Annotated in this window: 27 protein-coding genes and 2 pseudogenes; 8 read left to right on the top strand and 21 right to left on the bottom strand. The window is 63.2% G+C overall.

From position 1 onward, the window contains the following. Window positions 1-51: 51 nt before the first annotated feature. From V1290_RS22215 to paoA, 4 genes and pseudogenes are all read right to left on the bottom strand, one after another. Window positions 52-1,313, bottom strand: a pseudogene (locus V1290_RS22215) (lipoprotein-releasing ABC transporter permease subunit). A gap of 155 nt (window positions 1,314-1,468) precedes the next feature. Beyond that, complete coding sequence (gene paoC / locus V1290_RS22210) at window positions 1,469-3,673, bottom strand: aldehyde oxidoreductase molybdenum-binding subunit PaoC (protein ID WP_334366376.1); 2,205 nt, start codon at window positions 3,671-3,673, stop codon at window positions 1,469-1,471. Window positions 3,674-3,689: 16 nt separating this feature from the next. Then, entirely contained in the window at window positions 3,690-4,640 is a 951-nt protein-coding gene (locus V1290_RS22205; RefSeq protein ID WP_334366375.1) for an FAD binding domain-containing protein, read from the bottom strand. After that, window positions 4,637-5,287, bottom strand: coding sequence for an aldehyde dehydrogenase iron-sulfur subunit PaoA (gene paoA, locus V1290_RS22200; RefSeq protein ID WP_334366374.1), 651 nt, complete (start codon window positions 5,285-5,287; stop codon window positions 4,637-4,639). Before paoA ends, V1290_RS22205 begins: the two co-directional genes overlap by 4 nt. Window positions 5,288-5,534: 247 nt before the next feature. Between paoA and V1290_RS22195 the strand changes: the two are divergent. Continuing rightward, window positions 5,535-5,630 (top strand): annotated as a pseudogene (locus V1290_RS22195) (LysR family transcriptional regulator); the annotation flags it as partial. A 261-nt stretch (window positions 5,631-5,891) separates the two neighbouring features. Here the strand turns inward: V1290_RS22195 and V1290_RS22190 are convergent. Next, entirely contained in the window at window positions 5,892-6,104 is a 213-nt protein-coding gene (locus tag V1290_RS22190; protein WP_334366373.1) for a hypothetical protein, read from the bottom strand. Between the two features lie 188 nt (window positions 6,105-6,292). Next, window positions 6,293-6,937, bottom strand: coding sequence for a response regulator transcription factor (locus V1290_RS22185; RefSeq protein ID WP_334366372.1), 645 nt, complete (start codon window positions 6,935-6,937; stop codon window positions 6,293-6,295). 116 nt (window positions 6,938-7,053) lie between these two features. On the opposite strand from V1290_RS22185, the gene V1290_RS22180 reads away from it, so the two are divergent. Further along, entirely contained in the window at window positions 7,054-8,373 is a 1,320-nt protein-coding gene (locus tag V1290_RS22180) for a histidine kinase (RefSeq protein ID WP_334366371.1), read from the top strand. Window positions 8,374-8,376: 3 nt separating this feature from the next. On the opposite strand, the gene V1290_RS22175 is transcribed toward V1290_RS22180, so the two are convergent. From V1290_RS22175 to coxB, 9 genes are all read right to left on the bottom strand, one after another. Further along, window positions 8,377-8,754 carry a nuclear transport factor 2 family protein gene (locus tag V1290_RS22175; protein ID WP_334366370.1) on the bottom strand — a complete coding sequence of 126 codons (378 nt, stop codon included), beginning with the start codon at window positions 8,752-8,754 and terminating at the stop codon, window positions 8,377-8,379. Between the two features lie 174 nt (window positions 8,755-8,928). Continuing rightward, the gene (locus tag V1290_RS22170) at window positions 8,929-9,696 is read right to left on the bottom strand and encodes an SURF1 family protein (protein ID WP_334366369.1); all 768 of its coding nucleotides are present in this window, start codon (window positions 9,694-9,696) and stop codon (window positions 8,929-8,931) included. Beyond that, a complete protein-coding gene (locus V1290_RS22165) occupies window positions 9,693-10,082 on the bottom strand; it encodes a DUF983 domain-containing protein (protein WP_334366368.1) in 390 nt (129 codons plus the stop codon). Before V1290_RS22165 ends, V1290_RS22170 begins: the two co-directional genes overlap by 4 nt. A gap of 218 nt (window positions 10,083-10,300) precedes the next feature. Continuing rightward, on the bottom strand, window positions 10,301-11,191 hold the full coding sequence (locus V1290_RS22160) for a cytochrome c oxidase subunit 3 (protein ID WP_334366367.1): 891 nt from the start codon (window positions 11,189-11,191) through the stop codon (window positions 10,301-10,303). Between the two features lie 94 nt (window positions 11,192-11,285). Next, a complete protein-coding gene (locus V1290_RS22155; RefSeq protein WP_334366366.1) occupies window positions 11,286-11,930 on the bottom strand; it encodes a cytochrome c oxidase assembly protein in 645 nt (214 codons plus the stop codon). Between the two features lie 5 nt (window positions 11,931-11,935). Beyond that, window positions 11,936-12,100: a hypothetical protein gene (locus tag V1290_RS22150; RefSeq protein ID WP_028348021.1), complete on the bottom strand. Its 165-nt coding sequence runs from the start codon at window positions 12,098-12,100 to the stop codon at window positions 11,936-11,938. Between the two features lie 18 nt (window positions 12,101-12,118). Then, complete coding sequence (locus V1290_RS22145; RefSeq protein WP_334366365.1) at window positions 12,119-13,057, bottom strand: heme o synthase; 939 nt, start codon at window positions 13,055-13,057, stop codon at window positions 12,119-12,121. A 58-nt stretch (window positions 13,058-13,115) separates the two neighbouring features. Further along, window positions 13,116-14,735, bottom strand: coding sequence for a cytochrome c oxidase subunit I (gene ctaD, locus V1290_RS22140; protein WP_065743955.1), 1,620 nt, complete (start codon window positions 14,733-14,735; stop codon window positions 13,116-13,118). 83 nt (window positions 14,736-14,818) lie between these two features. After that, complete coding sequence (coxB, locus tag V1290_RS22135) at window positions 14,819-15,655, bottom strand: cytochrome c oxidase subunit II (RefSeq protein ID WP_334366364.1); 837 nt, start codon at window positions 15,653-15,655, stop codon at window positions 14,819-14,821. 515 nt (window positions 15,656-16,170) lie between these two features. Between coxB and V1290_RS22130 the strand changes: the two genes are divergently transcribed. Next, window positions 16,171-16,722 carry an invasion associated locus B family protein gene (locus tag V1290_RS22130; protein ID WP_334366363.1) on the top strand — a complete coding sequence of 184 codons (552 nt, stop codon included), beginning with the start codon at window positions 16,171-16,173 and terminating at the stop codon, window positions 16,720-16,722. Between the two features lie 40 nt (window positions 16,723-16,762). Here the strand turns inward: V1290_RS22130 and V1290_RS22125 are convergent, their stop codons facing one another. The 3 genes from V1290_RS22125 to V1290_RS22115 are packed head-to-tail and all read right to left on the bottom strand — an operon-like array spanning window position 16,763 to window position 18,291. Beyond that, the gene (locus tag V1290_RS22125) at window positions 16,763-17,368 is read right to left on the bottom strand and encodes a TlpA family protein disulfide reductase (protein WP_334366362.1); all 606 of its coding nucleotides are present in this window, start codon (window positions 17,366-17,368) and stop codon (window positions 16,763-16,765) included. 16 nt (window positions 17,369-17,384) lie between these two features. Next, window positions 17,385-17,888 carry a DsrE family protein gene (locus V1290_RS22120; RefSeq protein ID WP_334366361.1) on the bottom strand — a complete coding sequence of 168 codons (504 nt, stop codon included), beginning with the start codon at window positions 17,886-17,888 and terminating at the stop codon, window positions 17,385-17,387. 10 nt (window positions 17,889-17,898) lie between these two features. Then, window positions 17,899-18,291 carry a DoxX family protein gene (locus V1290_RS22115; RefSeq protein WP_334366360.1) on the bottom strand — a complete coding sequence of 131 codons (393 nt, stop codon included), beginning with the start codon at window positions 18,289-18,291 and terminating at the stop codon, window positions 17,899-17,901. Between the two features lie 157 nt (window positions 18,292-18,448). On the opposite strand from V1290_RS22115, the gene V1290_RS22110 reads away from it, so the two are divergent. The 5 genes from V1290_RS22110 (at window position 18,449) to V1290_RS22090 (ending at window position 22,313) form a co-directional block, all read left to right on the top strand. After that, on the top strand, window positions 18,449-18,844 hold the full coding sequence (locus V1290_RS22110; RefSeq protein ID WP_334366359.1) for a winged helix-turn-helix transcriptional regulator: 396 nt from the start codon (window positions 18,449-18,451) through the stop codon (window positions 18,842-18,844). 191 nt (window positions 18,845-19,035) lie between these two features. Further along, window positions 19,036-20,460 (top strand): metalloprotease TldD, encoded by a 1,425-nt coding sequence (gene tldD, locus V1290_RS22105; protein ID WP_334366358.1) that lies wholly within the window; start codon window positions 19,036-19,038, stop codon window positions 20,458-20,460. Window positions 20,461-20,474: 14 nt separating this feature from the next. Further along, a complete protein-coding gene (gene lepB / locus V1290_RS22100) occupies window positions 20,475-21,248 on the top strand; it encodes a signal peptidase I (protein WP_442894136.1) in 774 nt (257 codons plus the stop codon). Between the two features lie 18 nt (window positions 21,249-21,266). Further along, window positions 21,267-21,608 (top strand): MmcQ/YjbR family DNA-binding protein, encoded by a 342-nt coding sequence (locus V1290_RS22095; RefSeq protein WP_334366357.1) that lies wholly within the window; start codon window positions 21,267-21,269, stop codon window positions 21,606-21,608. Between the two features lie 132 nt (window positions 21,609-21,740). Then, window positions 21,741-22,313 (top strand): nucleotidyltransferase family protein, encoded by a 573-nt coding sequence (locus V1290_RS22090; protein WP_334366356.1) that lies wholly within the window; start codon window positions 21,741-21,743, stop codon window positions 22,311-22,313. 166 nt (window positions 22,314-22,479) lie between these two features. On the opposite strand, the gene V1290_RS22085 is transcribed toward V1290_RS22090, so the two are convergent. The 3 genes from V1290_RS22085 to V1290_RS22075 all read right to left on the bottom strand — a co-directional run bounded on the left by V1290_RS22085 (window position 22,480) and on the right by V1290_RS22075 (window position 25,195). Beyond that, window positions 22,480-23,007 (bottom strand): PAN domain-containing protein, encoded by a 528-nt coding sequence (locus tag V1290_RS22085; RefSeq protein WP_442893797.1) that lies wholly within the window; start codon window positions 23,005-23,007, stop codon window positions 22,480-22,482. 232 nt (window positions 23,008-23,239) lie between these two features. Then, a complete protein-coding gene (locus V1290_RS22080) occupies window positions 23,240-24,610 on the bottom strand; it encodes a glutamate--cysteine ligase (RefSeq protein WP_334366354.1) in 1,371 nt (456 codons plus the stop codon). 96 nt (window positions 24,611-24,706) lie between these two features. Beyond that, window positions 24,707-25,195, bottom strand: coding sequence for a MarR family winged helix-turn-helix transcriptional regulator (locus tag V1290_RS22075; protein WP_028348008.1), 489 nt, complete (start codon window positions 25,193-25,195; stop codon window positions 24,707-24,709). Window positions 25,196-25,278: the final 83 nt, after the last annotated feature.

Here is a 25,278-nt window from a genome sequence, read left to right as displayed (position 1 = left end):
GATCCCTGCGTTCGCAGGGACGACGATGGACCGTCATTCCGGCGCAACGCTCTACCCATATCGGAGCACATCGACCGGATCGAGCCGCGCGGCGCGCCAGGATGGATAGAGCGTCGCGAGCAATGACAGCGTCAATGCCATGGCCACGACGGCGGCGGTTTCGCCAAAATCGATCTCCGCCGGCAACTTCGACAAGAAGTAGAGTTTTGGTGGAAACAGCTCGGTATTGGTCAGCCAGGACAGGAATTGCCGGATCGTTTCGATATTCAGGCAAACCAGCATGCCGACGAGCAGTCACCGTGCCGAGCACGCCGATCGCAGCACCTGCGATCAGGAATATCCGCTTGATTGCCCCTCCCGAGGCGCCCACGGTGCGCAGAATCGCGATGTCGCTGCCCTTGTCCTTCACCAGCATGATCAGGCCCGACACGATGTTCAGCGCGGCGACCAGCACGATCAAGGTCAGGATCAGGAACATGACATTCCGTTCGACCTGAAGTGCGGCGAAGAAGGCCGAGGTGCGCCGCCGCCAGTCGACGAGGAACACCGGCCGTCCCGCGGCCTCAGCTACCGGCCTTCGGAAGCTGTCGACCCGGTGGGCTGCCGTCGATAAAAATTTCGATGGCGCTCACGTCATCGGCGCGGTTGAAATAGGCATGCGCCTCGGCGAGCGGCAGAAAGACCATGACCGAATCATAATCCGACATGTCGATGCTGAACACCGCCGCAACCTTGTACGGCTTGATCCGCGCCATCGTGCCCTTCGACCGCGCTGCGCCATCTGGCGCGACCAGCGTGATGTTGTCGCCGGCACGCAGCGACAATTGATCGGCAAGCCTGCGTCCGATCGCGACCCCTTGCCCCTGGTCGAATCCTTCCAGCGAGCCCTGCTGGATGTTGCCGGCGATCGCGGCCAATTTGTTGAGATCGTCGGAGCGAATGCCGCGAACGAGCACGCCGGAGGCGTTGTGCGCCGACGATGCGAGGGCCGGAGCGTCCACCACGGGAACGGCGAGCCGTATGCCTGGAACCTGACTGATGCGCTCGGTGACGTCCTCCCAATCCGTCAACGGCTGCTCCAGCGGTTGCACCAGCAGGTGCCCGTTCAGGCCGACGATCTTGCCCACCAGCTCCTTGCGGAAGCCGTTCATGACCGCCATCACGATAATCAGCGTCGCAACGCCGAGCATGATGCCGAGGAAGGAAAAACCGGCGATAACGGAAATGAAGCCTTCCTTGCGACGCGCCCGCAAGTACCGCCCGGACAACAGCCATTCGAATGCCGAGAACGGCAGGGGGCGCGGATTCTCCATGGTCCATTCATAGCGCGTTTTTGGAACGATTGGCGCGCTAGCTTTGAAGAATGGTTCTCATCCACCGCCATATTCCTGCCATGCCAGATCAGGTGGCGCTTCTCTTGCGGATGCCCTGGGTCGAGCCTCGAAGTTCAATACGCGTTCGCTCAAGCTCAACCGACGTCCGGCATTTCCTCCAGCAGCTTGTCGGGCGTGATCGGATAGTCGCGCACGCGGACGCCGGTGGCGTTGTAGACGGCGTTGGCGACCGCCGCCGCCACACCGCAGATGCCGAGCTCGGCGACACCCTTGGCCTTCATCGGCGACGACATCGGGTCGGTCTCGTCGAGGAAGATCATGTCCTGATGCGGAATGTCGGCGTGAACCGGGACCTCGTACCCAGCGAGATCATGGTTGACGAAGAAGCCGGCGCGCTCGTCGACGACGAGTTCCTCCATCAGCGCCGCGCCAACGCCCATCGTCATCGCGCCGATCACCTGGCTGCGCGCGGTCTTCGGATTGAGGATGCGGCCGGCGGCACAGACCGCGAGCATCCGGCGCACCCGGATCTCGGCCGTGGCGGTATCGACGCCGACTTCGACGAAGTGCGCGCCGAAGGTCGATTGCTGATACTTCTTGTCGATGTCGCCATACTCAATGCCGTCCTCGGCACTGAGGCCGCCATCGCCCGCGGCCTGCGCCAGCGGCACGCGGCGGTTACCCGAGCGAACCTCACCATCGGCGAACTCCGCTTCCGCCGAGCTGAAACCAAGTTTTTGCGCGACCGCCTCGCGCAGCTTGACGCATGCGGCATAAACGCCTGCGGTCGAGTTGTTGCCGCCCCATTGTCCGCCGGAGCCTGACGACACCGGAAAGGTCGAGTCTCCCAAACGCACCACCACTTTCTCGATCGGCACACCCATCATCTCGGCCGCAGTCTGCGCGATGATCGTGTAGCTGCCTGTGCCGATATCGGTCATATCGGTCTCGACGGTTACAACGCCGTTGTTGTCGAGCCGCACGCGCGCGGCCGACTTCGTCAGCAAATTGTTGCGAAACGCGGCAGCGACGCCCATGCCGACCAGCCAACGCCCGTCGCGAATCCTGCCCGGCTGCGGATTGCGCGCGTTCCAGCCGAAGCGCTCCGCGCCTGTCCGCAGGCACTCGGTGAGGCGGCGCTGCGAGAACGGCCGCTCGGGCTTTTCCGGATCGACCTGGGTATCGTTGATGATACGGAACTCGATCGGATCCATGCCGAGCCGCTCGGCCATTTCGTCAACCGCGATTTCGAGCGCCATCATGCCCGATGCCTCGCCCGGCGCGCGCATGGCGTTGCCTTCGGGCAAGTTCAGCTCGGCGAGCCGCGTAGCGGTCATGCGATTGGCGCCGGCATAAAGCAGCCGCGTCTGGCTGACCGCGCCCTCGGGCCTTCCGCCGGGCAGATTGCCGGACCATTCTTCATGACCGATCGCCGCGATCTTGCCATCCCTGGCCGCACCGATGCGGATGCGCTGGATCGTTGCGGGGCGATGCGTTGTGTTGTTGAAGACAAAGGGCCGCGGCAGCGCCACCTTCACGGGCCGCCCGGTTGCGCGCGCGCCGAGTGCCGCAAGCAATGCATCCGAACGAACGAACAGTTTGGAGCCAAAGCCGCCGCCGATGAAGGGCGAGATCAGGCGAACGTTCTCCTTCGGAATGTCCAGCGTCTTCGCCACCTCCCCCACTCCCCAGGCGATCATCTGGTTCGAGGTCCAGAGCGTGAGCTTGTCGCCGTTCCAGGCGGCGATCGAGGCATGCGGCTCCATCATCGCATGCGCCTGATCGGGCGTGGTGTAGGTGGCGTCGAGTTGAACCGGCGCTGCGGCGAATGCGTCGGCAAAATCACCGACCGCGGTATCGGCCGGACCGCCGAACACGGCCCGGGGCTTGGCTATGTCCTTGGCCGCCGCGAGATCGAAGGCAGCATCCGTCCGGGCATAGTCGACGCGGACTAGCTCCGCGGCGGCGCGGGCCTGCTCGAAGGTATCGGCAACCACGAGCGCGATCGCCTGGTGATAATGCTCGATGTCGGGACCGCCGAGCAGCTTCGCGGTGTTGCGGTCGCCCTTGCCGAGCTTGCCGGCATTATCAGCCGTGACGACGGCGCGCACGCCGGGTGCCGACTTGGCGGCAGTGAGATCGATACCGGTGATCCGGCCCTTGGCGATGGCCGAGCCGATCACGTAGCCGTAAGCCGGATTTGAGATGCCTTCATGGTGCTCGTAGGCATAACGCGCGGTGCCCGTGGTCTTGAGCGGACCATCGATGCGATCGGCGGGCCTACCGACCACCCTGAGCTGGTCGATCGGATTGATTGTGGCAGGGGTTTCGAATCTCATGGATCAACCTTTCGGATCAGCCTTTCGCTTCAGCCAGCACGGCGCCCAACGTGCGTTCGGCCAGCGCCACCTTGAATGCATTCTCCCGCGTCGGCTTGGCGTCGGCGAGCAACTGTGCGGCGACCGCCTTGGCGCCACGCTGCATCTGGGCCTCGGCCGCCTCGACACGCCATGGCTTGTGCGCGACGCCGCCGAGCGCGACGCGTCCCGTTCCGTCGCGCTGCACGATCGCAGCCACCGATACCAGCGCGAAGGCGTAAGAGGCGCGGTCGCGCACCTTGCGGTAGATCTGCTTGCCACCAACAGGTTTTGGCAGCGTCACCGCCGTGATCAACTCGCCCGGCATCAACGTCGTTTCGATATGCGGCGTATCGCCGGGCAGACGGTAAAATTCGGCAATCGGGATCGTTCGCGTCGCGCCGTCGGGCCGCACGGTTTCGACGGTGGCATCGAGCGCGCGCATCGCCACCGCCATGTCGCTCGGATGGGTCGCTATGCAGGCCTCGCTTGCGCCAACGACGGCATGCTGGCGGCTAAAGCCGCCGATCGCCGCACAGCCGCTGCCGGGCTTCCGTTTATTGCAGGACTGGTTGGTGTCATAGAAGTAAGGGCAGCGCGTTCGCTGCAGCAGGTTGCCTGCCGTCGTCGCCATGTTGCGCAGTTGCCCCGAGGCGCCCGCGAGCAGCGCGCGCGACAATACGCCGTAGTCGCGCCGCACGCGCGTGTCCGCGGCGAGATCGGTGTTGCGGACCAGCGCGCCGATGCGTAGTCCGCCCTCCTGCGTCCACTCGATCTTGTCGAGTGCAAGGCCGTTGACGTCGATCAGATGGGCCGGCGTCTCGATCTCGAGTTTCATCAGGTCCAGGAGATTGGTGCCACCGGCGATGAATTTGGCATCCGGCTTGCGCATCACGGAAGCGGCAGCCTCAGCCGGCGTGCGGGCGCGTTCGTAGGTGAATGATCTCATGCGGGCCTCCCGGCGACTTCCGATATTGCCTCGGCGATGTTGGAATAGGCGCCGCATCGGCAGATGTTGCCGCTCATGCGCTCGCGGAGCTCGGAATTACTGAGTTGCGGCGGCGCGTTCAGGTCGGTGCTGACGTGGCTCGGAATGCCGGCCTTGATCTCGTCGAGCACTGCGACGGCCGAGCAAATTTGTCCCGGCGTGCAATAGCCGCATTGGTAACCGTCATGCTTGACGAAAGCGGCCTGCATCGGGTGCATGTTCTCGGGCGTGCCGAGCCCCTCGATGGTCGTAATGCGCTCGCCTTCGTGCATCACGGCGAGCGTCATGCACGAATTGATCCGCCTTCCTCCAACGATGACGGTGCAGGCGCCGCACTGGCCGTGATCGCAGCCCTTCTTGGTGCCGGTGAGATGCAGGTGCTCGCGCAGCGCGTCGAGCAGCGTGGTTCTCGGGTCGAGCGTAAGGCCGCGCGCCGCTCCGTTCACGGTGAAGGAGACTTTCCATACGGCAGAGACGTCAGCGACGGCAGCCTCCACGGCAGGCACTTGCGCATTGACGATGGATGGCGCCGCCGTCAGCGCTATCGATGCGGCGCTTCCCGCCAACAGCTTACGCCGCGATAATTCGAAGTCGCTCGGACTTTTCATGTCGTGTTCCCGTTTTGTGCTTTTTTGCCCGGATCACGTTCGAGGTAGGGCGCGTCTTTGCCGCTGCCCGCGTGAAATATTTTCCGGCTGCGCTCCTGTAACTGCGCCGCGTTTCGGCTGTTCCTGGCCGGCGTTCACGTTTGATAGAGCGCGACGGTGCGAGCGACGCCGGGCCCGACATCTAGAGGCCACAGGCGCGCTCTATTAGATGGCACAATTGATTTATACCTATGAATTGGATTCATGAATGGCGCGACAAAACGTTAGTGATCTCACCGCGTTCCTTGCAGTGGCGCGCGAAAGAAGCCTCACCCGGGCGGCGGCGCAGCTCAGTGTTTCACGCCGCCTCTGCTGTGCTGGTTGAGGCGCTGGGTTACCGGCGCTGATGCTTGTTGCCGGCCCAACAAGAGGGCCGCAGGCGAACCTGCGGCCCTCTCTCTTGGAAGGGTCCGTCACTGATTTGTGCAGACCTTCATGGTTTCCATGTTGGTTTCGGCCGCCATCCGGGTAAGGCTCCAAGGATGCCGGCAACGCGCGAGGGAATCGATTGTTCCAGTTTTTCCCGATCTAACGAGGATGGACCGTCGGACCAAGCGGCGGCGAACTAGTCCTCTTGGGGTCGTTCCAGGCTTTTGAGATATTTGAGCCCCTCGACCGCCAGCAGCTCCGTGTCGGTCTCGCCCGTCATGCAGCGCTGGCGGATAAAGCGCTGGAGGCTGGCGCGGCGTACATCGTTCTCGTCGATACCGCTGTGGATCAGCCGGTAGACGCTCCAGGCCCGTGCAAAGGCGGCTTCTGCGATATCGGGGCTGTTCATCCAGCTCTCCTTGCAAATGCTCCGCAAGGTTACTTTGCCTATTTTTCCCGTCAACTGACGGCGGACTATCCGCTTCATCCTTCTTGCTTGGTCGCAACGCAACAAAATCGACTTGTGGGTGATACGCGAATTGCAGCGGCGCGAGCGGGTCGCGCCCGCGCGGCGCAGCCGGTCTAGCCTGCTAGCGTTCAGCCGAGCCCCAGCTCGACCGCGATCCGGATCAAGTCCGAATGGTTCTTGGCGCCGAGCTTCTGCTTGAGCAGCGAGGTGGTGTTGGCCACCGTCTTGTAAGAAATCTCCAGCGCGTCGGCGACCTCGACGATCTTGTCGCCACGGCCCAACAGCCGCAGGATTTCCAGCTCGCGTGCCGTCATCAGCGATGCCGGATTGGCCTTGATCGACGCGCCTGAAAACGTCACCGCCTCCGCCAGTTGCGGTGAAATGAAATTCTCGCCCGCGGCCACCTTGCGGACGGCCCTCACCAGCATCCTTGGATCGTCGCCCTTCGAAACATAGCCCTGCGCGCCCATCTCGATGGCGCGAACGACGAACGCCGGATCGTCATTCATGCTAAACATGATGATCCGGGCGCCCGGATCGTCCTTGCGGATGCGCCGCATCAGCTCGAATCCGGAAACGTCGGGAAGCTTGATGTCGATAACCGTGACGTCGGGCTTCCTGGCAATGTAAGCGCGGTGGCCGGACTTGGCGTCGGTGGCCTCCTCGATCTTGACGGAATTGTCCGAGGCGAACAGCGAACGGCAACCGGAAAGGACCACCGGATGGTCGTCGACGATCAATACCTTCGTTGCCGATCTGGCGGAATTTTGCATCATCCATCCCCTTTCGGGATAAATAAGCGGTTGGCGGTATTTGAAAAGAGAAATCTTGGGTTGCGGGAACTAGAATAGTGCAAATCTGGGAAAGGCTTTCTCTTAGAACGCGGCTGTTGCTGCCGCTCGGCCTGATGTTCGTGGCCGCCCTGCTGGCCGGAGCCGTTTCGCTCCAGATCTTTGCCTCTGCGCAACTTGTGGAGGAGGCCGAGCCAGGGACTCGCTCGGCCAAAACGGTCGCGACGGCGCTCAACGCTGCGCTTGAAGCCTCGGCCAATCCGCAAGCAACCCTCGAGGCGTTCGTGCAATCACTTGGAACATCGGAAACAATCCGGTTTCGGCGCCTCGGGACCGATCTCGATGTTTACCCTCCCGAGGTGCAGACTCCCCTGGGTACGGTGCCTGAGTGGTTCGTCCGCCTCCTCGCCATCCCCGAAATCGGGACAGCCTTCCCCGTGATGGTCGAGGGGAAGCAGGTCGGCGACATCGTATTTGCGCCGGACATGTCCGCCGACATCTACGAAAAGTGGATCGGATTTCTGGCGATCGCCTGCTCCGGAACTGTCCTGATGCTGCTGACGGGGGCGATTGCCCACTTCTCCGTGCGCTCCGCATCGGTGCCGCTGCAAAATCTCGGCGACGGCCTGACCCGCATGCGAACGGGGAATTACGAACAGCTAATTTCCCCTGCCGGTCCGCCCGAGATCCGCAGGAGCGCGCAGGAAGCCAACGAACTCGCCCGCACCCTCAATCGCCTCAGCCAGGATAATCGTAGCCTGCTGCGCCGGATCGTGTCGCTACAGGATGACGAGCGGCAGGACATGGCGCGCGAGCTCCATGATGAGCTCGGGCCGCTGCTGTTCGGGATCCGCGCCAACACGGTGGCGCTCTTGGAAACCATCCTGCCCGCTAACGCGGAGTTGAGGAGCGCGGCGGACGGCATTCTGCAGTCGGTCGAAACCTTGCAGCAGGCGAACCGCCGCATCCTCGACCGCCTGCGGCCGCTCTACATTCAGGAGCTCGGCCTGGAGAAGAGCATCCAGACGCTGCTGCGGAATGCGAAGGCGCAGTCGCCTGATCTCAAAGTGACGTCGCAGATCGACGCTGATCTGAACGAGGTCGACGGCCTGCTGTCGCAGACGGTCTATCGCGTGATCCAGGAGGCGGTGACAAATGTGCTCCGTCACGCCAAAGCGAAGTCGATGCATGTCGCGGCAGGCATCAACGGGCGCGAAGTGACCGTGGAAGTATCCGACGATGGCATCGGCTTTCCGGCCGATCGGATGTTCGGCCGGGGACTGACGGGAATGCTGGAGCGCGTCCGGGCGCTGAGCGGGACGCTTGAGCTGCTGCGCGAGGCAGGGCGCACCAGCGTTCGTTGCCGGCTTCCAGCCGGCGATTCCGCCTCACATTCGCAACACGCAGAACGGAGCTAATGGTCAGTCGCCAATGGCGGCAACTTCCTTGCGCAACGCCTGGCCAGAGGGGGCGCAGGTGGTGCGCAGGATCTTGGCGTCGCGCGAAAAGGTGAATGCGATGCGGACGGGCGTGCCTTCGTGGCTCAGATAATCGAGCGTGACGCCGTCAGTGGTCGGCGTGATTTCCTCCAGCCCGAATGCGGTGGGTGCGATCGCATCGAGGCGCGGCCGCCAGTAGGCTTCGAGTCCGGCGCGGCCTTCACTGACCTTGGCCTCGCCGCACCGGCATTCGGCCATCGCCTCATCAGCATAGAGGTCGAGCAATGTCGCAAGGTCGCGATTGCGGCACGCGTCCAGCCAGTCGACCACCAATGCTACCTGATCGAAATCATCAGCCAATTCCGCGATCCCATCTACGTTGCCATACCTTGTCCCGAGTGCTGACGCGGGTGACGGAGTATGGCGATCGTCGTGAATGGACACTGAACGGCCTATCTTCCGGAACTCACCGTGGTACCTAATGATTGTGCGGAACAAAGGTTCCATTGGGCTAGTCCGGACGAATACGGGGTCTCACGCGCGACGTTGCGCGCGCCACCACACGCCGAACGCGATGACGACTGCAAAGGCGAGCGTGAACCAGGTGATGGCGTATTGCAGGTGATCGTCCTTGAGGTGCACGGAGAGCGGCCCGGGCTTCGGAATGCCGCTCTCGGGCACCGGTTGTTCCAGATCGACATAGAACGGCGCGACGGCCTTGCCGCCCTCGCCCCAGCCGAGCGCGCGCGCCATCGCGAGATGATCGCGGGTGAACCAAAGCCGTTTTGCCACGCTCTCCGGCGGCGTCAGCGTGCCGGCGGTTTCGGGAAAACGGATGTATCCGGTGAGCTGCGTGGGCTGGCCGGTCACGAGCCGACCGACCGCGCGATCCTGCTGGTTGCGGTCCTGCATCGTGTTCTGCACGAAGCCGGCATTAACCGCGATGATAGACCCGTCGGCGAGTTGCGCCGGCAGGAAGGCCCAGGTGCCGGGACCGGAGACATCGTCGCGGACTGCGGAGCCCGCGCTGTAGACCATCGCGTCAGGCCGCCGCGCATAGACCGCGGTGAAGCTGACGCGGCGGAATTCGTCCTTGGCCGGCATCAGCGCATGCCATTGCGTTTGCGCCGGCAGCGCCTCGGGCGCGGCCGCGAGCCGCTCGTTCAACCTGGCGATCAGCGCGTGCTTCTCGACCCGGCGCTGCAATTGCCAGACGCCAAGGCCAGCGAAGACCGCCACCATGATCAGCGTGAAGACGGCAAAGCCGGCGACCGGCCGCCGCCGTACCAAAAGGCCGGTCATCTCGGCTCGCGGTCGATCAGCCGGCCCGGCGCCGCCTTGTGATGGAATTGCAGCGCGATCAGCAGCGACTTCATCGAACGTAACGGCAGCAGCGTGGTCGCTGCGATCAGCGGCAGCCAGAGCGCCGCATGCAGCCAGAACGGCGGCTGATATTTGACTTCGACGATCAGGGCGGCGGTGACCACGATGGCACCCGCCATCATGATGATGAAGATCGCAGGACCGTCGCCAGAATCGATGAAGGCGTAGTCGAGGCCGCAAGCTTCGCAATTCGGGCGCAGGTCGAGGAAGCCCGCATAGAGCTTGCCCTTGCCGCAACGCGGGCAGCGACAGGCGAGGCCGCGGAGTGCGCTCTGGGTTAGTGTGGGTTGCGTCTGATCGATCATCGATTCCTTCCCTCTCCTCTTGCGGGAGAGGCGGCGGGTATTCGTGTCCCGGACGCGATGCGGCACCAAGTGACGCATCGCGGAGCCGGGACCCGTTGATGGGCCCCGGATCAGCAGCGCATCACGCCGCAAGCGCGGCGCGCTGCGCAGCATCCGGGGCACGCGAACAAAGAGGGGCGGTCCTTCCGACCGCCCCTTTGTAGCACGTCAAGCCTGCATCAGTGCCCGGCCACCGGTCCCGCGCCGCGGAACCAGACGTAGATGGTGACGAACAGGAACAACCAAACCACGTCGACGAAGTGCCAGTACCAGGCCGCGAATTCAAAGCCGAGGTGCTGCTTGGAGGTGAAGTGGCCGGCATAGGCACGGAACAGGCAGACCAAGAGGAAGACAGTGCCGACCAGCACGTGGAAGCCGTGGAAGCCGGTCGCCATGAAGAAGGTCGCGCCGTAGACGTTGCCCGAGAACGCGAACGTGGCGTGGGCATATTCGTAGGCCTGCACGGCGGTGAAGCAGGCGCCGAGCACGACGGTGAGGATCAGGCCGTACTTCAGGCCCTGACGGTCGTTCTCGAGCAACGCGTGGTGCGCCCAGGTCACCGTGGTGCCCGAGGTCAGCAGCAACAGCGTGTTGAGCAGCGGCAGGTGCCAGGGATCGAAAGTCTCGATGCCCTTCGGCGGCCAGGTGCCCGGCACGGGGCAGGCACCGGCAGCCGTCCCCGGACCGCAACCGAACACCGCGTCGCGGGTGGCGTGGACCGCATCAGCAGGGAACAGCGCAGAATTGAAGAACGCCCAGAACCAGGCGACAAAGAACATCACCTCGGAGGCGATGAACAGGATCATGCCGTAGCGGTGGCTGATCTGCACCACGCGGGTGTGGTCGCCCTTGTACTGAGCTTCGCGGATCACGTCGCCCCACCAGCTCGCCATGGTATAGAGCACGCCGATGGTCCCGACGCCGAAGATGATCGGGGCGGCGGCGAACATGTGATGCATCCAGGCGATCGCGCCCACGGCCATGATGAAGGCCGAGATCGAGCCGACGACCGGCCACGGGCTCGGATCGACGAGGTGGTAGTCGTGGTGCTTCGCGTGCGCCGTAGCCATTGCGGTCTCTCTCCGTTAGATGTGCCGTTCCCTTCGGCACATGTTCGTCTCAACAATCAAATCGCGAAATCCCGCCAGATACGGAATTCCGAGCTTACAGGTTTCCCTTGCGTTTATCCGTTTCGCCGGCCGCAAGCGGCCTCTGTGCCGGTTCGCGCACGGGATAGAAGGTGTAGGATAGCGTAATCGTCTTCAGTCCATCGTTCTCGCTGTCTTTCGCCAGCGCTGGATCGACATAGAACACCACGGGCATCTCGCGCTTCTCGCCGGGGCCCATGGTCTGTTCGGTGAAGCAGAAGCAGTTGATCTTCTGGAAATAGGCGCCGACGCTGAGCGGCGCGACGTTGTAGGCGGCAACGCCGGCGGTGGCGCGCGCGGCCTGGTTGGTCACGGTATAGAAGACGGTGACGACCTCGCCGATGCGGACTTCGATCTCGTTCTGCTCGGGCACGAATTTCCAGGGCAGTCCGGGACTGACATTGGCGTCGAACCGCACCGCGATCTTGCGCTGCAGCGGCGCGTCTGACGGCGCCGATGTCGCAACTTGGGTGGTGCCGTTGAAGCCGGTGGCGCGGCAGAACCAGTTATAGAACGGCACGGCGGCATAGGACGCGCCGACCATCAACACCACGACGAAGCCGCAGATCGAGGCAACGGCCGCATCGCGCGTCAAGGTACGGCGCGAGGCAACTCTCTCGCCTTCCGCTCCGCCCTCGCTGATCTGCAGCTCGTTCTGCATCTCAATCACAACGGACGGACGAGAACGCCCGGCCCCTTGACCATGGTGACCGCGAAAAACAGTACGACGAGGACGCCGAGCGCGAGCGCAATGGCGATCGAGCGCTGACGGCGGCTTCGCTTCTGCGCCTCGGTGAGGACGATTCCATCTGGCTTGCGCTTGTCGTCCATGAGCGTTCCATGCGCCCCCTACCCGACCATAGCTGCGACGGCGCGAATCACGACCTCGAGCAGGAGCGTCGCAAACAGCGCAAACAGATAGAGGATCGAGAAGGCAAATAGCCGGCGGGTGGCGCGGCTCGCCTGCTTGCCTTCGCGGTGACGATAGACCTCGATGGCGAGCCACATCATGCCGGCGCCGAGCGCCAACGAAGTGACGCCGTAAACCGCATCGAAATAGCCGAGCGGCCAGGGCGCTGCGGCGATGGCGACCAGCACGATCGTGTAGAGCAGTATCTGCAGCCGCGTCGCGTCGGGGCCAGCGACGACAGGCAGCATCGGAATCCCGGCGCGGGCATAGTCGTCGCTGCGGAACAGCGCCAGCGCCCAGAAATGCGGCGGGGTCCAGAAGAAGATGATGAGGAACAGGAGCAGCGGCTCCATCGACAGCGAGCCGGTGGCCGCGGCCCATGCCACGACAGGCGGCAGCGCGCCGGCGGCACCGCCGATCACGATGTTCTGTGCGGTCGAGCGCTTCAGCCACATCGTGTAGATCACCACGTAGAAGAAGATCGTGAACGCCAGCAGCGCGCCGGCGAGCCAGTTGACGAGGATGCCGAGCGTCATCACCGAGAAGAACGACAGGATCAGGCCGAACGCCGTGGCCTCGCCCTGCGTGATGCGTCCCCGCGGGATCGGCCGGTTGGCGGTACGCGACATCAAAGCGTCGATGTCGCCCTCATAGGCCATGTTCAGCGCGCCCGAGGCGCCGGCCCCGACCGCGATGCACAGGATCGAGGTGAAGGCGATGACCGGATGGACGTGGCCGGGCGCGATGAAGAGACCGACCAGCGCGGTGAAGACCACGAGCGACATCACCCGCGGCTTCAGCAGCGCGAGGTAATCGCCGACATCAGCCTCGGAAATCCGAGGCAGGGCATCGATGGCGTTGTGGTCGACTACCGACAAGATTTATCTCGCTTCACTAAAGCCGCGGCGCGCAACGTGGCGCGCCGCGAACAACCGTTTACTGCACGCGCGGCAGCACTTCGAACTGGTGGAAAGGCGGCGGCGACGTCAGCGTCCATTCCAGCGTGGTGGCGCCGGCCCCCCACGGATTGTTGGCAGCCGCCTGCTTCTTCATGAAGGCATCGACCACGCCGTAGATGAAGATCAGCACGCCGAAGCCCGAAATGTACGAGCCGACCGAGGACACCAGGTTCCAGCCCGCGAACGCGTCGGGATAGTCGACATAGCGGCGCGGCATGCCCGACAGGCCGAGGAAGTGCTGCGGGAAGAACACCAGGTTGACGCCGATGAAGGTGACCCAGAAGTGCAGCTTGCCGATGGTTTCCGAATACATGTAGCCGGACATCTTCGGGAACCAGTAGTACCAGCCCGCGAAGATCGCGAACACCGCGCCCAGCGACAGCACGTAGTGGAAGTGGGCGACCACGTAATAGGTATCCTGCAGCACGCGATCGACGCCGGCATTCGCCAGCACGACGCCGGTGACGCCGCCGACCGTGAACAGGAAGATGAAGCCGATCGCCCACAGCATCGGCGTGCGGAATTCGATCGAGCCGCCCCACATCGTGGCGATCCAGGAGAAGATCTTCACGCCGGTCGGCACCGCGATCACCATGGTGGCGGCGACGAAATAGGCTTGCGTCGCGCTGGACATGCCGACCGTGTACATGTGGTGCGCCCACACCACGAAGCCGATGCCGCCGATCGCGACCATGGCGTAGGCCATGCCGAGATAGCCGAACACGGGCTTGCGCGAGAAGGTGGAGACAATCTGGCTGATCATGCCGAAGCCGGGCAAGATCAGGATGTACACTTCGGGATGGCCGAAGAACCAGAACAGATGCTGGAACAGCACCGGATCGCCGCCGCCGTCGGCGGAGAAGAAGGTGGTGCCGAAATTACGGTCGGTGAGCAGCATGGTGATGGCGCCGGCGAGCACCGGCAGCGACAACAACAGCAGGAACACCGTCACCAGGATCGACCAGACGAACAGCGGCATCTTGTGCAGGGTCATGCCCGGCGCGCGCATGTTGAAGATCGTGGTGATGAAGTTGATGGCGCCGAGAATCGAGGAGGCGCCGGCCAGATGCAGCGACAGGATCGCGAAATCGACCGCCGGTCCCGGATGGCCCGAGGTCGACAGCGGCGCGTAGATGGTCCAGCCCGCGCCGACACCGTTTGCGCCCGGCTCACCCTCGACGAAGGTGGACATCAACAGCAGCGCGAAGGAGGCCGGCAACAGCCAGAACGAGATGTTGTTCATGCGCGGGAACGCCATGTCGGGCGCGCCGATCATCAGCGGCACGAACCAGTTGCCGAAGCCGCCGATCATCGCCGGCATCACCATGAAGAAGATCATGATCAGGCCGTGCGAGGTCACGAACACATTGTAGGTGTGGGATTCGTGGAAGAACTGGACGCCGGGATACATCAGTTCGATGCGGATCGCGATCGACATCGCAGCTCCGATGATGCCCGCGAAGATCGCGAAGATAAGGTACATCGTGCCGATGTCCTTATGGTTCGTCGAATAGAGCCAGCGCCGCCATCCGGTCGGATTGGCATGCGCATGGTCATCATGGGCGTGATCGTGGTGTGTCGCTGCGGTCGTTGCCATTTTGTAATCCTGCCTTGCAGTCCCTTTTCGGACCTTTTCAGGTCCGGTCGCCCTTGTCCCTTGCTTGTCCCTTGGCCCGCGCCTTACTGCGCGACCTGACCACCAGCCGAGGCGTAGGTGTTCGCCGGGTTGGTCGCATACTTCTTCTTCGCCGCCTCAACCCACTCGGCGAATTCCTGATCGCTGACCACCTTGACCGCGATCGGCATGAAGGCGTGATCCTTGCCGCACAGTTCCGAGCACTGACCGTAATACATGCCGGTCTTGGTCGCCTTGAACCAGGTCTCGTTGAGACGGCCGGGGATCGAGTCGATCTTGATGCCGAACGAGGGCACCGCGAACGCGTGGATCACGTCGGCGCCGGTGGTCTGGACCCGGATCACCTTGTTGACCGGCACCACCATTTCGTTGTCGACGCCGAGCAGGCGCGGCTGCTTGTCCTGCGCCATCAGCGAGTCGAACTCGAACTTGCCGTTATCCGGGTAGGCGTAGCTCCAGTACCACTGCTTGCCGGTTACCTTGACGGTCAGGTCGGCCTTGGGAACGTCGAGCTGCTGGAACAGGAGGCGGAACGACGGCACCGCGATGCCGACAAGGATCAGCACCGGGATCAGCGTCCAGGCCACCTCGATCAGCGTGTGGTGGGTGGTCCGGGAGGGGACCGGATTGGCCCTGGCGTTGAACTTCACCACCACGATGACCAACAGCGCCAGCACGAACAGGGTGATCAGCGTGATGATCACCAGCAGCAAATTATGGAAGCTGATGATGTTTTCCATCACCGGGGTCGCGGCTTCCTGCAGAGTGATTTCCCACGGCTTCGGCTGCTGCCCAAATGCCGTCCCGCCGGAGACGAGCGCCATGCCCGTTACCGCCAACCCCAGCAACCGCCGGCCCATCAGGCCCTTCGACATCTTCATGCCGCTCGCGCTCCTTTAGAAATAATCCCCAAAGCATTTCGGCCGGATGGCCGGAAATGCCGCACGATCCGCCCTCACAAACGGCCTACCGGAGGTACTTTGGAAGTACATCTTCGAAAGTACCTGCAACAGTATTGCTGCAGTACCCCGGGCCAGATCGTTAGAACGCGTCGAAATCCAGCCTCTCAAACCATAATTCTAAGGCTCTCGCAATGCAGTAGTGGGGCGCAAAGCCATGCGTCACCTGCTATTCGCCGGACGTCGGATTTTCCTGACAAATCAGGCAAAACCTGCCGTTTGGCAGGCCTGCACCGCTTGACAGGCCGATTGCCGGATGTAGGCACAGTCACGGCGTTCCCGAGCGACCTGATTCGCTTGGGTCCGATGGTCCTCGATGGCGCGGATTGGCTCCCGGACTGCCTTCAAGGCGCCGTCATTGCGTATCAGTCCGGGTAAGTCCAGTTACAAAATATGTGCTGCCGGCGCTGCCGGAAATCGTGAGAGGATCGACCCGGATGGGGCGTTCGAAACATAGGGCGCGACGACATCAGGCAGGATATCGCTTGGAACCGGCCCGCTGGCTCGGCGGGCTGCTCGCCGTGTACTTCCTGCTCGGCCTGACCCAGGCGGCGAGCGCACAAGGGGCAGTGAGGTCGGTGCATGGCGACTGGCAAATCCGCTGCGACACCCCGCCCGGCGCCCAAGGCGAGCAATGCGCCCTGATCCAGAGCGTGGTCGCCGAGGACCGCTCGAACGCCGGCCTGACCGTGATCGTGCTGAAAACCGCCGACCAGAAGAGCAAGCTGATGCGGGTGGTCGCCCCCCTCGGCGTACTGCTGCCCTCTGGTCTTGGGCTCAAGCTCGACAACCAGGACGTCGGCCGCGCCGGGTTTGTCCGCTGCCTGCCGAACGGCTGTGTCGCCGAGGTGGTGATGGACGAAAAACTCTTGGGCCAGCTCCGAGGCGCCAAGACGGCGACTTTTATTATCTTTGAGACGCCCGAAGAGGGCATCGGGTTTCCGCTCAGCCTGAACGGGCTGGGTGAAGGATATGACAAGCTGCCGTGAGGGGGCGAGCCGATAGCTCCCCAAGATTCGGCTGATCGACTTAACCGGCGCTGGCGTAGTAGTCGAGCAGCCGGCGCGCCTCGATGGAAAGCCAGTCTGCTTCACCGCTGATATAGCCTTCGACTCGCCCGGTGATGCCGATCAAAAAGGTAATGGGCATGCCATAGAGCGCGAACGGCGTGTCGGCTTGGCCGCTTGCGCCGGCTCTTGCCACAAGTCCTTGCGGATCAAGCCCGATCGCAAGGCGCCGAAGCTTCAGCCCCTTTACGAAAGGCGCAACCACCGAGCGGTCGCGATCCGTCGCCACGGCGATCACTGCGAAGTCCCTACGGTCGCTCGCCGCCAGACTGTCCAGCATCGGCAGTTCGGTCCGGCAGGCCGGACACCAGGTCGCCCAGAAATTGACGAGCACCACCTTCCCTCTCAAGGAGGTCAAATCGATCGCCCCGCCGGAGAGACGCGGGATCGGCACGGACGGGACAGGCCTCGCGCCACGAAGCTGGATGAACTGATGCCGGGAGGTGGCGAATGGCGGCGGACCAGCGGCCTGGGCGCGCGTTGATGCGGCCGGGATCGCAACCGAGGCGCCGGCCCCGAGCAGCCCTGCAACGACCGTGCGGCGTGTTAGCCCGCGATGTAGCGTCATGGCGCGTGTCCGCTTGTCATGACCGGATGTAGGACCAACCGGCTTCCTGCAATTCGATGATGCGTCCGGGCCCGCTCGGCACCAGATCGACATTGTCGATCAGCGTGATCGGACGGCCCTCGCTGCGCTGCATGCCCTGCTTCGTCGCATCGCAGACCACGAAGCGGATGTTCGGATTCACCGCCCTTACCACCTGCAGCATGTCCTTCACCGGCGAGGTGTCGGCACGAAACATGTGAACGCCGGCATTGTAGGCAACGACCTCGATCATAAACGGCTCGTTGCGCTCCTGATAATATTTCGGAAGGTTGAGCGAGGTCGAGATCAAGGCCCGCATCGTGGTTGGATCGTCGCTATTGATCGGCAGCACCAGCCGATGCACCGGAGGCAATGCGCGCTTTGCCTCCGGTTTCGAGACAGCGGAGCCCGGCTCGGTCAGCAACAACGTCACGACCAGCGGCACGATGAAGGTCAGAGCCAGCCCGACCCATTTGATTGCCCGGCGGAAAGGCAGGCGCATTGTCGCTGCTTCAAAACGCCTTGGCGAGAGAGGCAATCGCCTCACGCTCCGAATAGGCCACGAGCGCGTTGAGCGAGAGCAGGACAATTGCCGGCACCGGCGATCCGCCGATGACGAACAGGTGCGTGATCACGGCGCCGATCATGATGCAGATCAGCAGCAGCGCACCGAAGCCGGCCTTTCGTGGAAGCAGCAACAGGATTGCCCCGATGACCTCGAGACTGCCGGTCAAATAGCGAAACCATTGACCGAGCCCAATGTGGTGAAACTCGTCCACCATCATCGGCACGCCGTAGAGCTTGACGCCCCCGGCCCCCAGAAACGCCAGCGCCAGCAATCCTCTGACAATCCACACGCCAACATGGGTCCAACGGCGCCCGGCAGGCACAGCAACGTCCGACATCGAAAACTCCAGAAAGTTTGAGAAACGGTCCCCAGGTGTCCAAGACTTAAGGTGCCTAAGGCTTAAGGCGCCCAAGACTTAAGGTGCCCAAGGCTTTCAAAATCAAAATTCGGCACTAAGATGAAATTGACAAGTAGGATGATTTTTCTGGGGTAGTATGAAAAAGCAGACCAATGAGCCCGCACCGTCCGAATGCCCCGCAGCGCCGCAGCTTCAGCGCGCCCTTCGCGTGCTTTCCGGCAAGTGGAAGGGCGAAATCCTCTGGCAGTTGGTCGGCGGCAAGCGCCGGTTCGGCGAATTGCGGCGCGCCATTCCCGACGTGACGCAGCACATGCTGACCACGCAACTGCGCGATCTCGAAAACGAAGGCCTGGTGAAGCGCACCGTGTTCCCCGAAGTGCCGCCGCGGGTCGAATACGAAATGACGCCGGCAGCGAAGGACCTGAAGCCGGTATTCGACGAACTGTCCCGCTGGGCCAATGCGCACGGCAGGCTGGAGTCCGATTCGGAGGCCGCGAATGCGGCCGGCAAAGCGCATGACAAAGGGCTGTGAGGAACCCTCCCCTTTTGCTGCGGTCATGACTATCTTCCGTGATCGTCGTCCCTGCGAACGCAGGGACCCATAACCACAGATGTCCGCGTTGTAATGTGAACTCGCCGGACGTCTGCGCTTAGAATCGGCGCTTGTGGTTATGGGTCCCCGCATTCGCGGGGACGACAGCAAACATTCGCATCGGAGCCTGCATGACCAATCTCGCCACCACCTCCCTGCTCGACCGCGCCAATCTCGACCGCGATGCCGTCAGACGCGAGATCACGCGGGGGCTTTTGGGCGCTGACGACGGCGAGCTGTTTCTGGAATACGGCCAGACCGAAGCGCTCGGCTTCGATAATGGCCGGCTGAAGCAGGCGACCTACGACACCTCGCAGGGATTTGGCCTGCGCGCGGTGAAGGACGACGCGGTCGGCTATGCGCATTCCTCCGACGTATCGCTGCCGGCGCTGATCCGCGCGGCGGACGCGGTCGCCGCGGTGCGCGGCGGCTACAGCGGCAATTTTGCCGCTGCTCCCGCGCATACCAACGTTCGGCTTTATGGCGACGAGAATCCTTTGGATGCGCCGGGGTTCGAAGCCAAGGTCAAGCTGCTGGCAGAGATCGACGCCTATGTTCGCGACAAGGATCCGCGGGTGCGGCAGGCTTCCATCAGCCTGGGCGCCACCTGGCAGGTGGTGGAAATTTTGCGGCCCGACGGCGAGAGCTATCGCGACATCCGCCCATTGGTGCGCGTGAATATTTCCGTGGTCGCCGGACAAGGCGACCGGCAGGAAAGCGGCAGCAAGGGCTATGGCGGCCGCGAGGGCTATGCACGCTTCATCGAAACCAAGGCGTGGCGCGAGGCTGCCGACGGCGCCATCCGCGAGGCGCTGGTCAATCTGGAATCGGTGCCTGCACCCGCTGGCGAAATGGACGTGGTGCTGGGCGCCGGCTGGCCCGGCGTGATGCTGCATGAAGCGGTCGGTCATGGCCTCGAAGGCGACTTCAACCGCAAGCAGACGTCGGCTTTCGCAGGACTGATGGGCAAGCAGGTCGCGGCCAAAGGCGTCACCGTCGTCGACGACGGCACCATCGCGTCGCGGCGCGGTTCTCTTTCAATTGACGACGAGGGCACGCCGACCAACCGCACCGTGCTGATCGAAGACGGCATTCTGGTCGGCTACATGCAGGACCGCCAGAACGCGCGGCTGATGAACATGAAGCCGACCGGCAACGGCCGTCGTCAGAGCTACGCCCATGTGCCGATGCCGCGCATGACCAACACCTATATGCTGGCCGGTGATCGCGATCCGGCAGAGATCATCGCTTCGGTGAAGAAGGGCGTTTATGCCGCGAATTTCGGCGGCGGCCAGGTCGACATCACCTCGGGCAAGTATGTGTTCCAGTGCACCGAGGCCTACAAGATCGAGAACGGCAAGCTCGGCGCGCCCTTGAAGGGCGCAATGCTGATCGGCAACGGGCCGACCGACCTGCACCGCATCACCATGGTCGGCAACGATCTGGCGCTCGATACCGGCATCGGCACCTGCGGCAAGAACGGCCAGGGCGTGCCGGTCGGCGTCGGCCAGCCGACGCTGCGGATGGAAAGGATCACGGTCGGAGGTACGGGCTAGTGAGCGACGAGAAACTGGTAGGTGATCAAAAGGACGCCTCTCTTAGCAAGGTAGCGAGTTGGCGCGCCCAGGCGGTGCAACTGGCGGCGATCGTTGCCGTCGTCTTCATCGCCAAGGGCGCGCTGGCCGAGCCGTTTTACGTGCCGTCCGGCTCGATGGAGCCGACGCTTCTGATCGGCGATGCGCTACTCGCCTCGAAATATCCTTACGGCTATGGCGCGGCGTCGCTGCCGATCCAGATCACGCTACCCGAGACCGGCCGCCTGTTCGGCGAAACACCCAAGCGCGGCGACGTCGTCGTGTTCCGCTGGCCGGGCGACCGCTCGCAGGCCTGGGTCAAGCGCGTGGTCGGATTGCCGGGCGACCGCATCCAGTTGCGGCAGGGCCAGCTCTTCATCAACGACCATGCCGCGACGTTGGAGCCGGACGGCCTGGCGCAGGCCGAAGACGATCGCGGCAATACCGAACGGGCCTATCGCTTCGTCGAGACGCTGCCGAACGGCGTCAGCCATGCCATCTTCAAGATGCGCGACAATGGAAGGCTCGACAACACGCCCGAGGTCATCGTGCCGCCGGGCAAACTGTTCGTGCTCGGCGACAACAGGGACAATTCCGCCGACAGCCGCGTCTCCGTGCGCGACGGCGGCGTGGGATTGTTGCCGATCGACAATCTGATCGGCCGCGCCGATGCCGTGGTCGGCTCCTGGGATCTCGGCATCCGTAACCAGCCGGTATGGACCTGGCTGTCGGGTTTCCGGCTGGCGCGGTTTTTTACGTCCGTGCATTGAGGACGTAGCCGGCCGCGCATGACCTTCGACGACGTCCGAAAAATCGCGCTGGCCTGGCCGGAGGTCGAGGACGGCACTTCCTACGGCACGCCGGCCTTGAAAGTGCGCAAGAAGATGCTCGTGCGGCTGAAGGAGGACGGCGACAGCCTGGTGATGCCGGGCGTGCCAAGGGATGAGCGCGAGATACTGGTGGAAAGCCAGCCGAGGGTATTTTACTTCACCGGTCACTACCGCGATTATCCGATGGTGCTGATCCGCCTGTCGAAGGCCAGCCGCGCCATCGTCGAGCCGTTCCTGCGGCGACACTGGCGCAGTTTGGCGTCGAAGAAGGCGGTGAAGGAATTCGACGGGAATTTGTAGGGTGGGCAAAGGTGCACTTCGCCGTGCCCACCATCTCGCTCGCAACATTGGACATGATGGGCACGCGGAGCCTGTCATCGGGCGCGCATTCGCGCGACCCGTTGGCTTTGCCCACCTTACGGCGGCGTGCCTATGGATAGAGACCAATTCCTCACCGCCGCATTACAAAATCCCATCAACGAAATCATCACCGAGGAACTGTTTCGGCTATCGCTGCCGGACGCGTGGCTGGTCTCCGGCTGCCTGGTGCAGACGGTGTGGAACGTGCTGACCAAGCGCGCGGTCGATTACGGCATCAACGATTACGACGTGTTCTATTTCGATCCCGATACGTCCTGGGAAGCCGAGGATGCCGTCATCCGCACGCTGACGCGGCGCTTTTCAAGCCGCGGCATCGCGGTCGAGGCGCGCAACCAGGCGCGCGTGCACCTCTGGTACCCGGAGAAACATGGCCTGCCCTACCCGCCGTTGCGTTGCTCGACCGATGGCATCGACCGCTTCCTGACCAAGAACACCCAGATCGGAATCCGGCGCACGCGGGATGGCTATGAGGTTTACGCGCCGAATGGTTTTGATGATGCCGCTGGGATGATCGCGCGGCCCAACCCGGGACCAAATTTCTCTGCTGCGAATTACGCGGCAAAAGCTGAGCGATGGAAGGCGCTGTGGCCGGAGTTCACGGTACTGCCGACGAATGCACCATAACAATCATCGTCGTCCCTGCGAACGCAGGGACCCATAACCACCAGCCTACATTGTCGAAGCGCAGCCGTCGCCCCTTGTGCCCTTTGCGCGGGCCGCGGTGTATGGGCCCCTGCGTTCGCAGGGGCGACATGTTGAGAGGTCCTCGCCTCTATCCCGTACAAGGCCGCTACCGCACCACGCCTGAGGTAAACCCCGCCTTCCTTCGCGGCGGCTTGATGTCCTTCTTCAGGAAGCAATGGGCGTCCTTGCCGGCGTAGCCGGGGCGCGCGTAGGTCCAGGCGCGGCATTTGTTGTCGGCGGCGCAGGCTGCCTTGCAGACGTCATCGCCGTCGCCGTCCTTGAGATCGAAATTCTTGTAATCGCCGCCGACGCGGTCGATTGAGGTTTCAACGCTATCATTGCGGCGCTCGACCACGCCGGCGCCGCGCACGCCGGAAACGCAGCAATCGCCGCTCTTGATTCGGGGCGGCACGCTGCCCTTCAGCCAGCAGACCGCGCCCTTGATCAAGCCGGTCGGATAATTAAAGCTCCAGGCGCGGCAGCGCCGATCGCGCTCACAGATCAGCGCGCATTCCGCCGGATCGCCCGAGGTCACGGGAGCGCTGAGATAATCGCCGCCGGGACGGTCGAAATTGGCCTGCGCCAGCGCCGGGCGCGTGCATACGGCCGCCGCCAAAAAGGCGAGCGCCACCATACACGCCCTGAGCAGGCGACCAGTCTCCATCTGCGGTTGCTTTCGAATGCGCGCGTTGTCAGCGCGGGATGACTTTCCTCGAAAAGTCGTCCCGCCCTCAGCCCATTGATTCAGCATGATTTTTTCGAAAGACCGGCAGGCGGTCGTTCGGATCATGCTGGATCGGCCGTCATTTGAGCGTCATCAACCTGTACGGCGGATGAACGGCCCGAAGACCAGGCAACCCGTTTAATCAGAACGCGTATTCCTGATAGACCGGCTCCACGGAGCCACCCCAATCGCCGTTGAATTTATCCAGCATCTCTTCCGCCGGCGTGCGGCCCGCTTCGAGGATGCGCTCCAGCGGTTCAAGGTGGCGGCTCTCGTCGCGGCCGGAGTGGTCGACGCGGTTGCGCCGCCGCAAGCCCGCATGCGACAGCTTCAGGCATTCCTTGGCCATCTCGAACAGATAGCGGTCCTTGATCCTGGCCTTGAAGCCGAAGCGCGGGACGTCGTCGCGCAACGCCTGACGCTCCGCGGCGGTCCAGTGGCTGACCAGGTCCCAGGCCGCGTCGAGGCTGTCATTGTCGTACAACAGGCCGACCCAGAACGCCGGCAGCGCCGGCAGGCGACCCCACGGCACGCCATCGGCGCCGCGCATTTCCAGATAACGCTTCAGGCGGACTTCCGGGAAGATCGTCGACAGATGATTGGCCCAATCTGATATCGTCGGGCGCTCGCCGGGCAGCGAGTTGTTGCGGCCCTCGAAGAAGGCGCGGAACGACGAGCCGGCGACATCGATATAGGTCTCGCCGCGTTTGACGAAGTACATGGGCACATCGAGCGCGTAGTCGACCCAGCGCTCGAATCCCATGCCGTCCTCGAATACCCACGGCAACATGCCGGCGCGCGCGTTATCCGTGTCGCGCCAGATCTCGGAGCGAAACGACAGGAAGCCGTTGGGCTTGCCCTCGGTGAACGGCGAATTGGCAAACAAAGCGGTTGCCACCGGCTGCAGCGCGATCGACACCCGCAGCTTCTTGACCATGTCGGCTTCGGAGGAGAAGTCGAGATTGGTCTGCACCGTACAGGTCCGGTACATCATGTCGATGCCGTACTGGCCGACCTTCGGCATGTAGTTGGTCATGATCTTGTAGCGGCCCTTGGGCATCATCGGGATCTGCGACCGCGACCAGGACGGCGTCATGCCAAGCCCGAGGAAGCCGATGCCCAACGGCGTCGCGATCTCGCGGACCTGCGCCAGGTGCGCCATCAGCTCGGACTGGGTCTGGTGCACGTTCTCGAGCGGGGCGCCCGACAATTCGAACTGCCCGCCCGGCTCCAGTGAGATCGCGCCGCCCCCAGTGACGTCATACAGCCCGATGATGTTGCCGTTCTCCATGATCGGCTCCCAGCCGAGCAAGAGCTGCATGCCTTCGAGCAGCGCCCCGATGCCGCGCGCGCCTTCATACGGCACAGGCTGGCGGCCCTCCAGCGTGAACGGGGTCTTCTCATGCTCGGTGCCGATGCGAAACTCGGACGGCTGTTTGATGCCGGCCTCGAACCACGCGACGAGTTCGTCACGCGATTGCAGCGGCGTCATATCGATCTGGTCACGCGCCATGAAAAAATCCGGATATCTGGCGATTCGACCGAACGCGCCGTGTGGCTGAAGGGGTGCGGGCAGCAACGTCCGCACCAACGAAACGTATCAAAGATGTCATCGCGCCGGCACGCCGTCGCGGGCAGCGGCCGCCTTGACGTCGGAGCACGAACAACCCAGCCGGTCGAGCAGACCGCAAAGCTTCATGGCGTCGGCATCGGACAGTTTGGAGCCGACGTGCTTTTCGATCGCCGCCGAATAGGCGCCCCACATCTTCTTCTGCAACTCGCGCCCGGCTTCGGTGATCTCCACGAACTGGCCGCGCTTGTCGATCTTGCATTCGCGCCGTGCCGCCAGGCCCTCGTCCACCAGGCGGTCGATCAGCCGCGAGGTGGAATATTGCGGGATCAGCATCTGCTTTTCCAGCTCTACCGGGCGCATCTCGCCGGACGGGGCGCGCGACAGTTCCAATAGCGCATCATACCAGGCGAGCGGCGGAAAGCCCGCCTTCTTCAAATCCTGTTCGACGGCATCGAGCACCCGGCTCTGCACCCGCATCAGGCGGATCCAGGCGGCGGTCGCCTCGGTCGATGGTTTGCGTTTCATAGCCCAATCCGTATCTGTCACACATCACTGTACCGCACTAAATGCATCTGCATCAATCTTGACTATTCCATGCAAATGCATTT

This window comes from Bradyrhizobium sp. AZCC 1578 (assembly GCF_036924675.1).
In the GTDB taxonomy this organism is placed as follows: Bacteria; Pseudomonadota; Alphaproteobacteria; order Rhizobiales; family Xanthobacteraceae; genus Bradyrhizobium.
Note: the sequence above shows the minus strand (reverse complement) of the source record. Positions and strands in the feature narration are given on the sequence as shown.

What these genes read in the sequence shown, in the direction of transcription:
- paoC (WP_334366376.1), bottom strand. Translation starts at nt 3,673, where the DNA reads ATGAGATTCGAAACCCCTGCCACAATCAATCCGATCGACCAGCTCAGG.
- V1290_RS22205 (WP_334366375.1), bottom strand. Translation starts at nt 4,640, where the DNA reads ATGAGATCATTCACCTACGAACGCGCCCGCACGCCGGCTGAGGCTGCC.
- paoA (WP_334366374.1), bottom strand. Translation starts at nt 5,287, where the DNA reads ATGAAAAGTCCGAGCGACTTCGAATTATCGCGGCGTAAGCTGTTGGCG.
- V1290_RS22190 (WP_334366373.1), bottom strand. Translation starts at nt 6,104, where the DNA reads ATGAACAGCCCCGATATCGCAGAAGCCGCCTTTGCACGGGCCTGGAGC.
- V1290_RS22185 (WP_334366372.1), bottom strand. Translation starts at nt 6,937, where the DNA reads ATGCAAAATTCCGCCAGATCGGCAACGAAGGTATTGATCGTCGACGAC.
- V1290_RS22170 (WP_334366369.1), bottom strand. Translation starts at nt 9,696, where the DNA reads ATGACCGGCCTTTTGGTACGGCGGCGGCCGGTCGCCGGCTTTGCCGTC.
- V1290_RS22165 (WP_334366368.1), bottom strand. Translation starts at nt 10,082, where the DNA reads ATGATCGATCAGACGCAACCCACACTAACCCAGAGCGCACTCCGCGGC.
- V1290_RS22160 (WP_334366367.1), bottom strand. Translation starts at nt 11,191, where the DNA reads ATGGCTACGGCGCACGCGAAGCACCACGACTACCACCTCGTCGATCCG.
- V1290_RS22155 (WP_334366366.1), bottom strand. Translation starts at nt 11,930, where the DNA reads ATGCAGAACGAGCTGCAGATCAGCGAGGGCGGAGCGGAAGGCGAGAGA.
- V1290_RS22150 (WP_028348021.1), bottom strand. Translation starts at nt 12,100, where the DNA reads ATGGACGACAAGCGCAAGCCAGATGGAATCGTCCTCACCGAGGCGCAG.
- ctaD (WP_065743955.1), bottom strand. Translation starts at nt 14,735, where the DNA reads ATGGCAACGACCGCAGCGACACACCACGATCACGCCCATGATGACCAT.
- coxB (WP_334366364.1), bottom strand. Translation starts at nt 15,655, where the DNA reads ATGAAGATGTCGAAGGGCCTGATGGGCCGGCGGTTGCTGGGGTTGGCG.
- V1290_RS22130 (WP_334366363.1), top strand. Translation starts at nt 16,171, where the DNA reads ATGGGGCGTTCGAAACATAGGGCGCGACGACATCAGGCAGGATATCGC.
- V1290_RS22125 (WP_334366362.1), bottom strand. Translation starts at nt 17,368, where the DNA reads ATGACGCTACATCGCGGGCTAACACGCCGCACGGTCGTTGCAGGGCTG.
- V1290_RS22120 (WP_334366361.1), bottom strand. Translation starts at nt 17,888, where the DNA reads ATGCGCCTGCCTTTCCGCCGGGCAATCAAATGGGTCGGGCTGGCTCTG.
- V1290_RS22115 (WP_334366360.1), bottom strand. Translation starts at nt 18,291, where the DNA reads ATGTCGGACGTTGCTGTGCCTGCCGGGCGCCGTTGGACCCATGTTGGC.
- V1290_RS22110 (WP_334366359.1), top strand. Translation starts at nt 18,449, where the DNA reads ATGAAAAAGCAGACCAATGAGCCCGCACCGTCCGAATGCCCCGCAGCG.
- tldD (WP_334366358.1), top strand. Translation starts at nt 19,036, where the DNA reads ATGACCAATCTCGCCACCACCTCCCTGCTCGACCGCGCCAATCTCGAC.
- V1290_RS22095 (WP_334366357.1), top strand. Translation starts at nt 21,267, where the DNA reads ATGACCTTCGACGACGTCCGAAAAATCGCGCTGGCCTGGCCGGAGGTC.
- V1290_RS22090 (WP_334366356.1), top strand. Translation starts at nt 21,741, where the DNA reads ATGGATAGAGACCAATTCCTCACCGCCGCATTACAAAATCCCATCAAC.
- V1290_RS22085 (WP_442893797.1), bottom strand. Translation starts at nt 23,007, where the DNA reads ATGGTGGCGCTCGCCTTTTTGGCGGCGGCCGTATGCACGCGCCCGGCG.
- V1290_RS22080 (WP_334366354.1), bottom strand. Translation starts at nt 24,610, where the DNA reads ATGGCGCGTGACCAGATCGATATGACGCCGCTGCAATCGCGTGACGAA.
- V1290_RS22075 (WP_028348008.1), bottom strand. Translation starts at nt 25,195, where the DNA reads ATGAAACGCAAACCATCGACCGAGGCGACCGCCGCCTGGATCCGCCTG.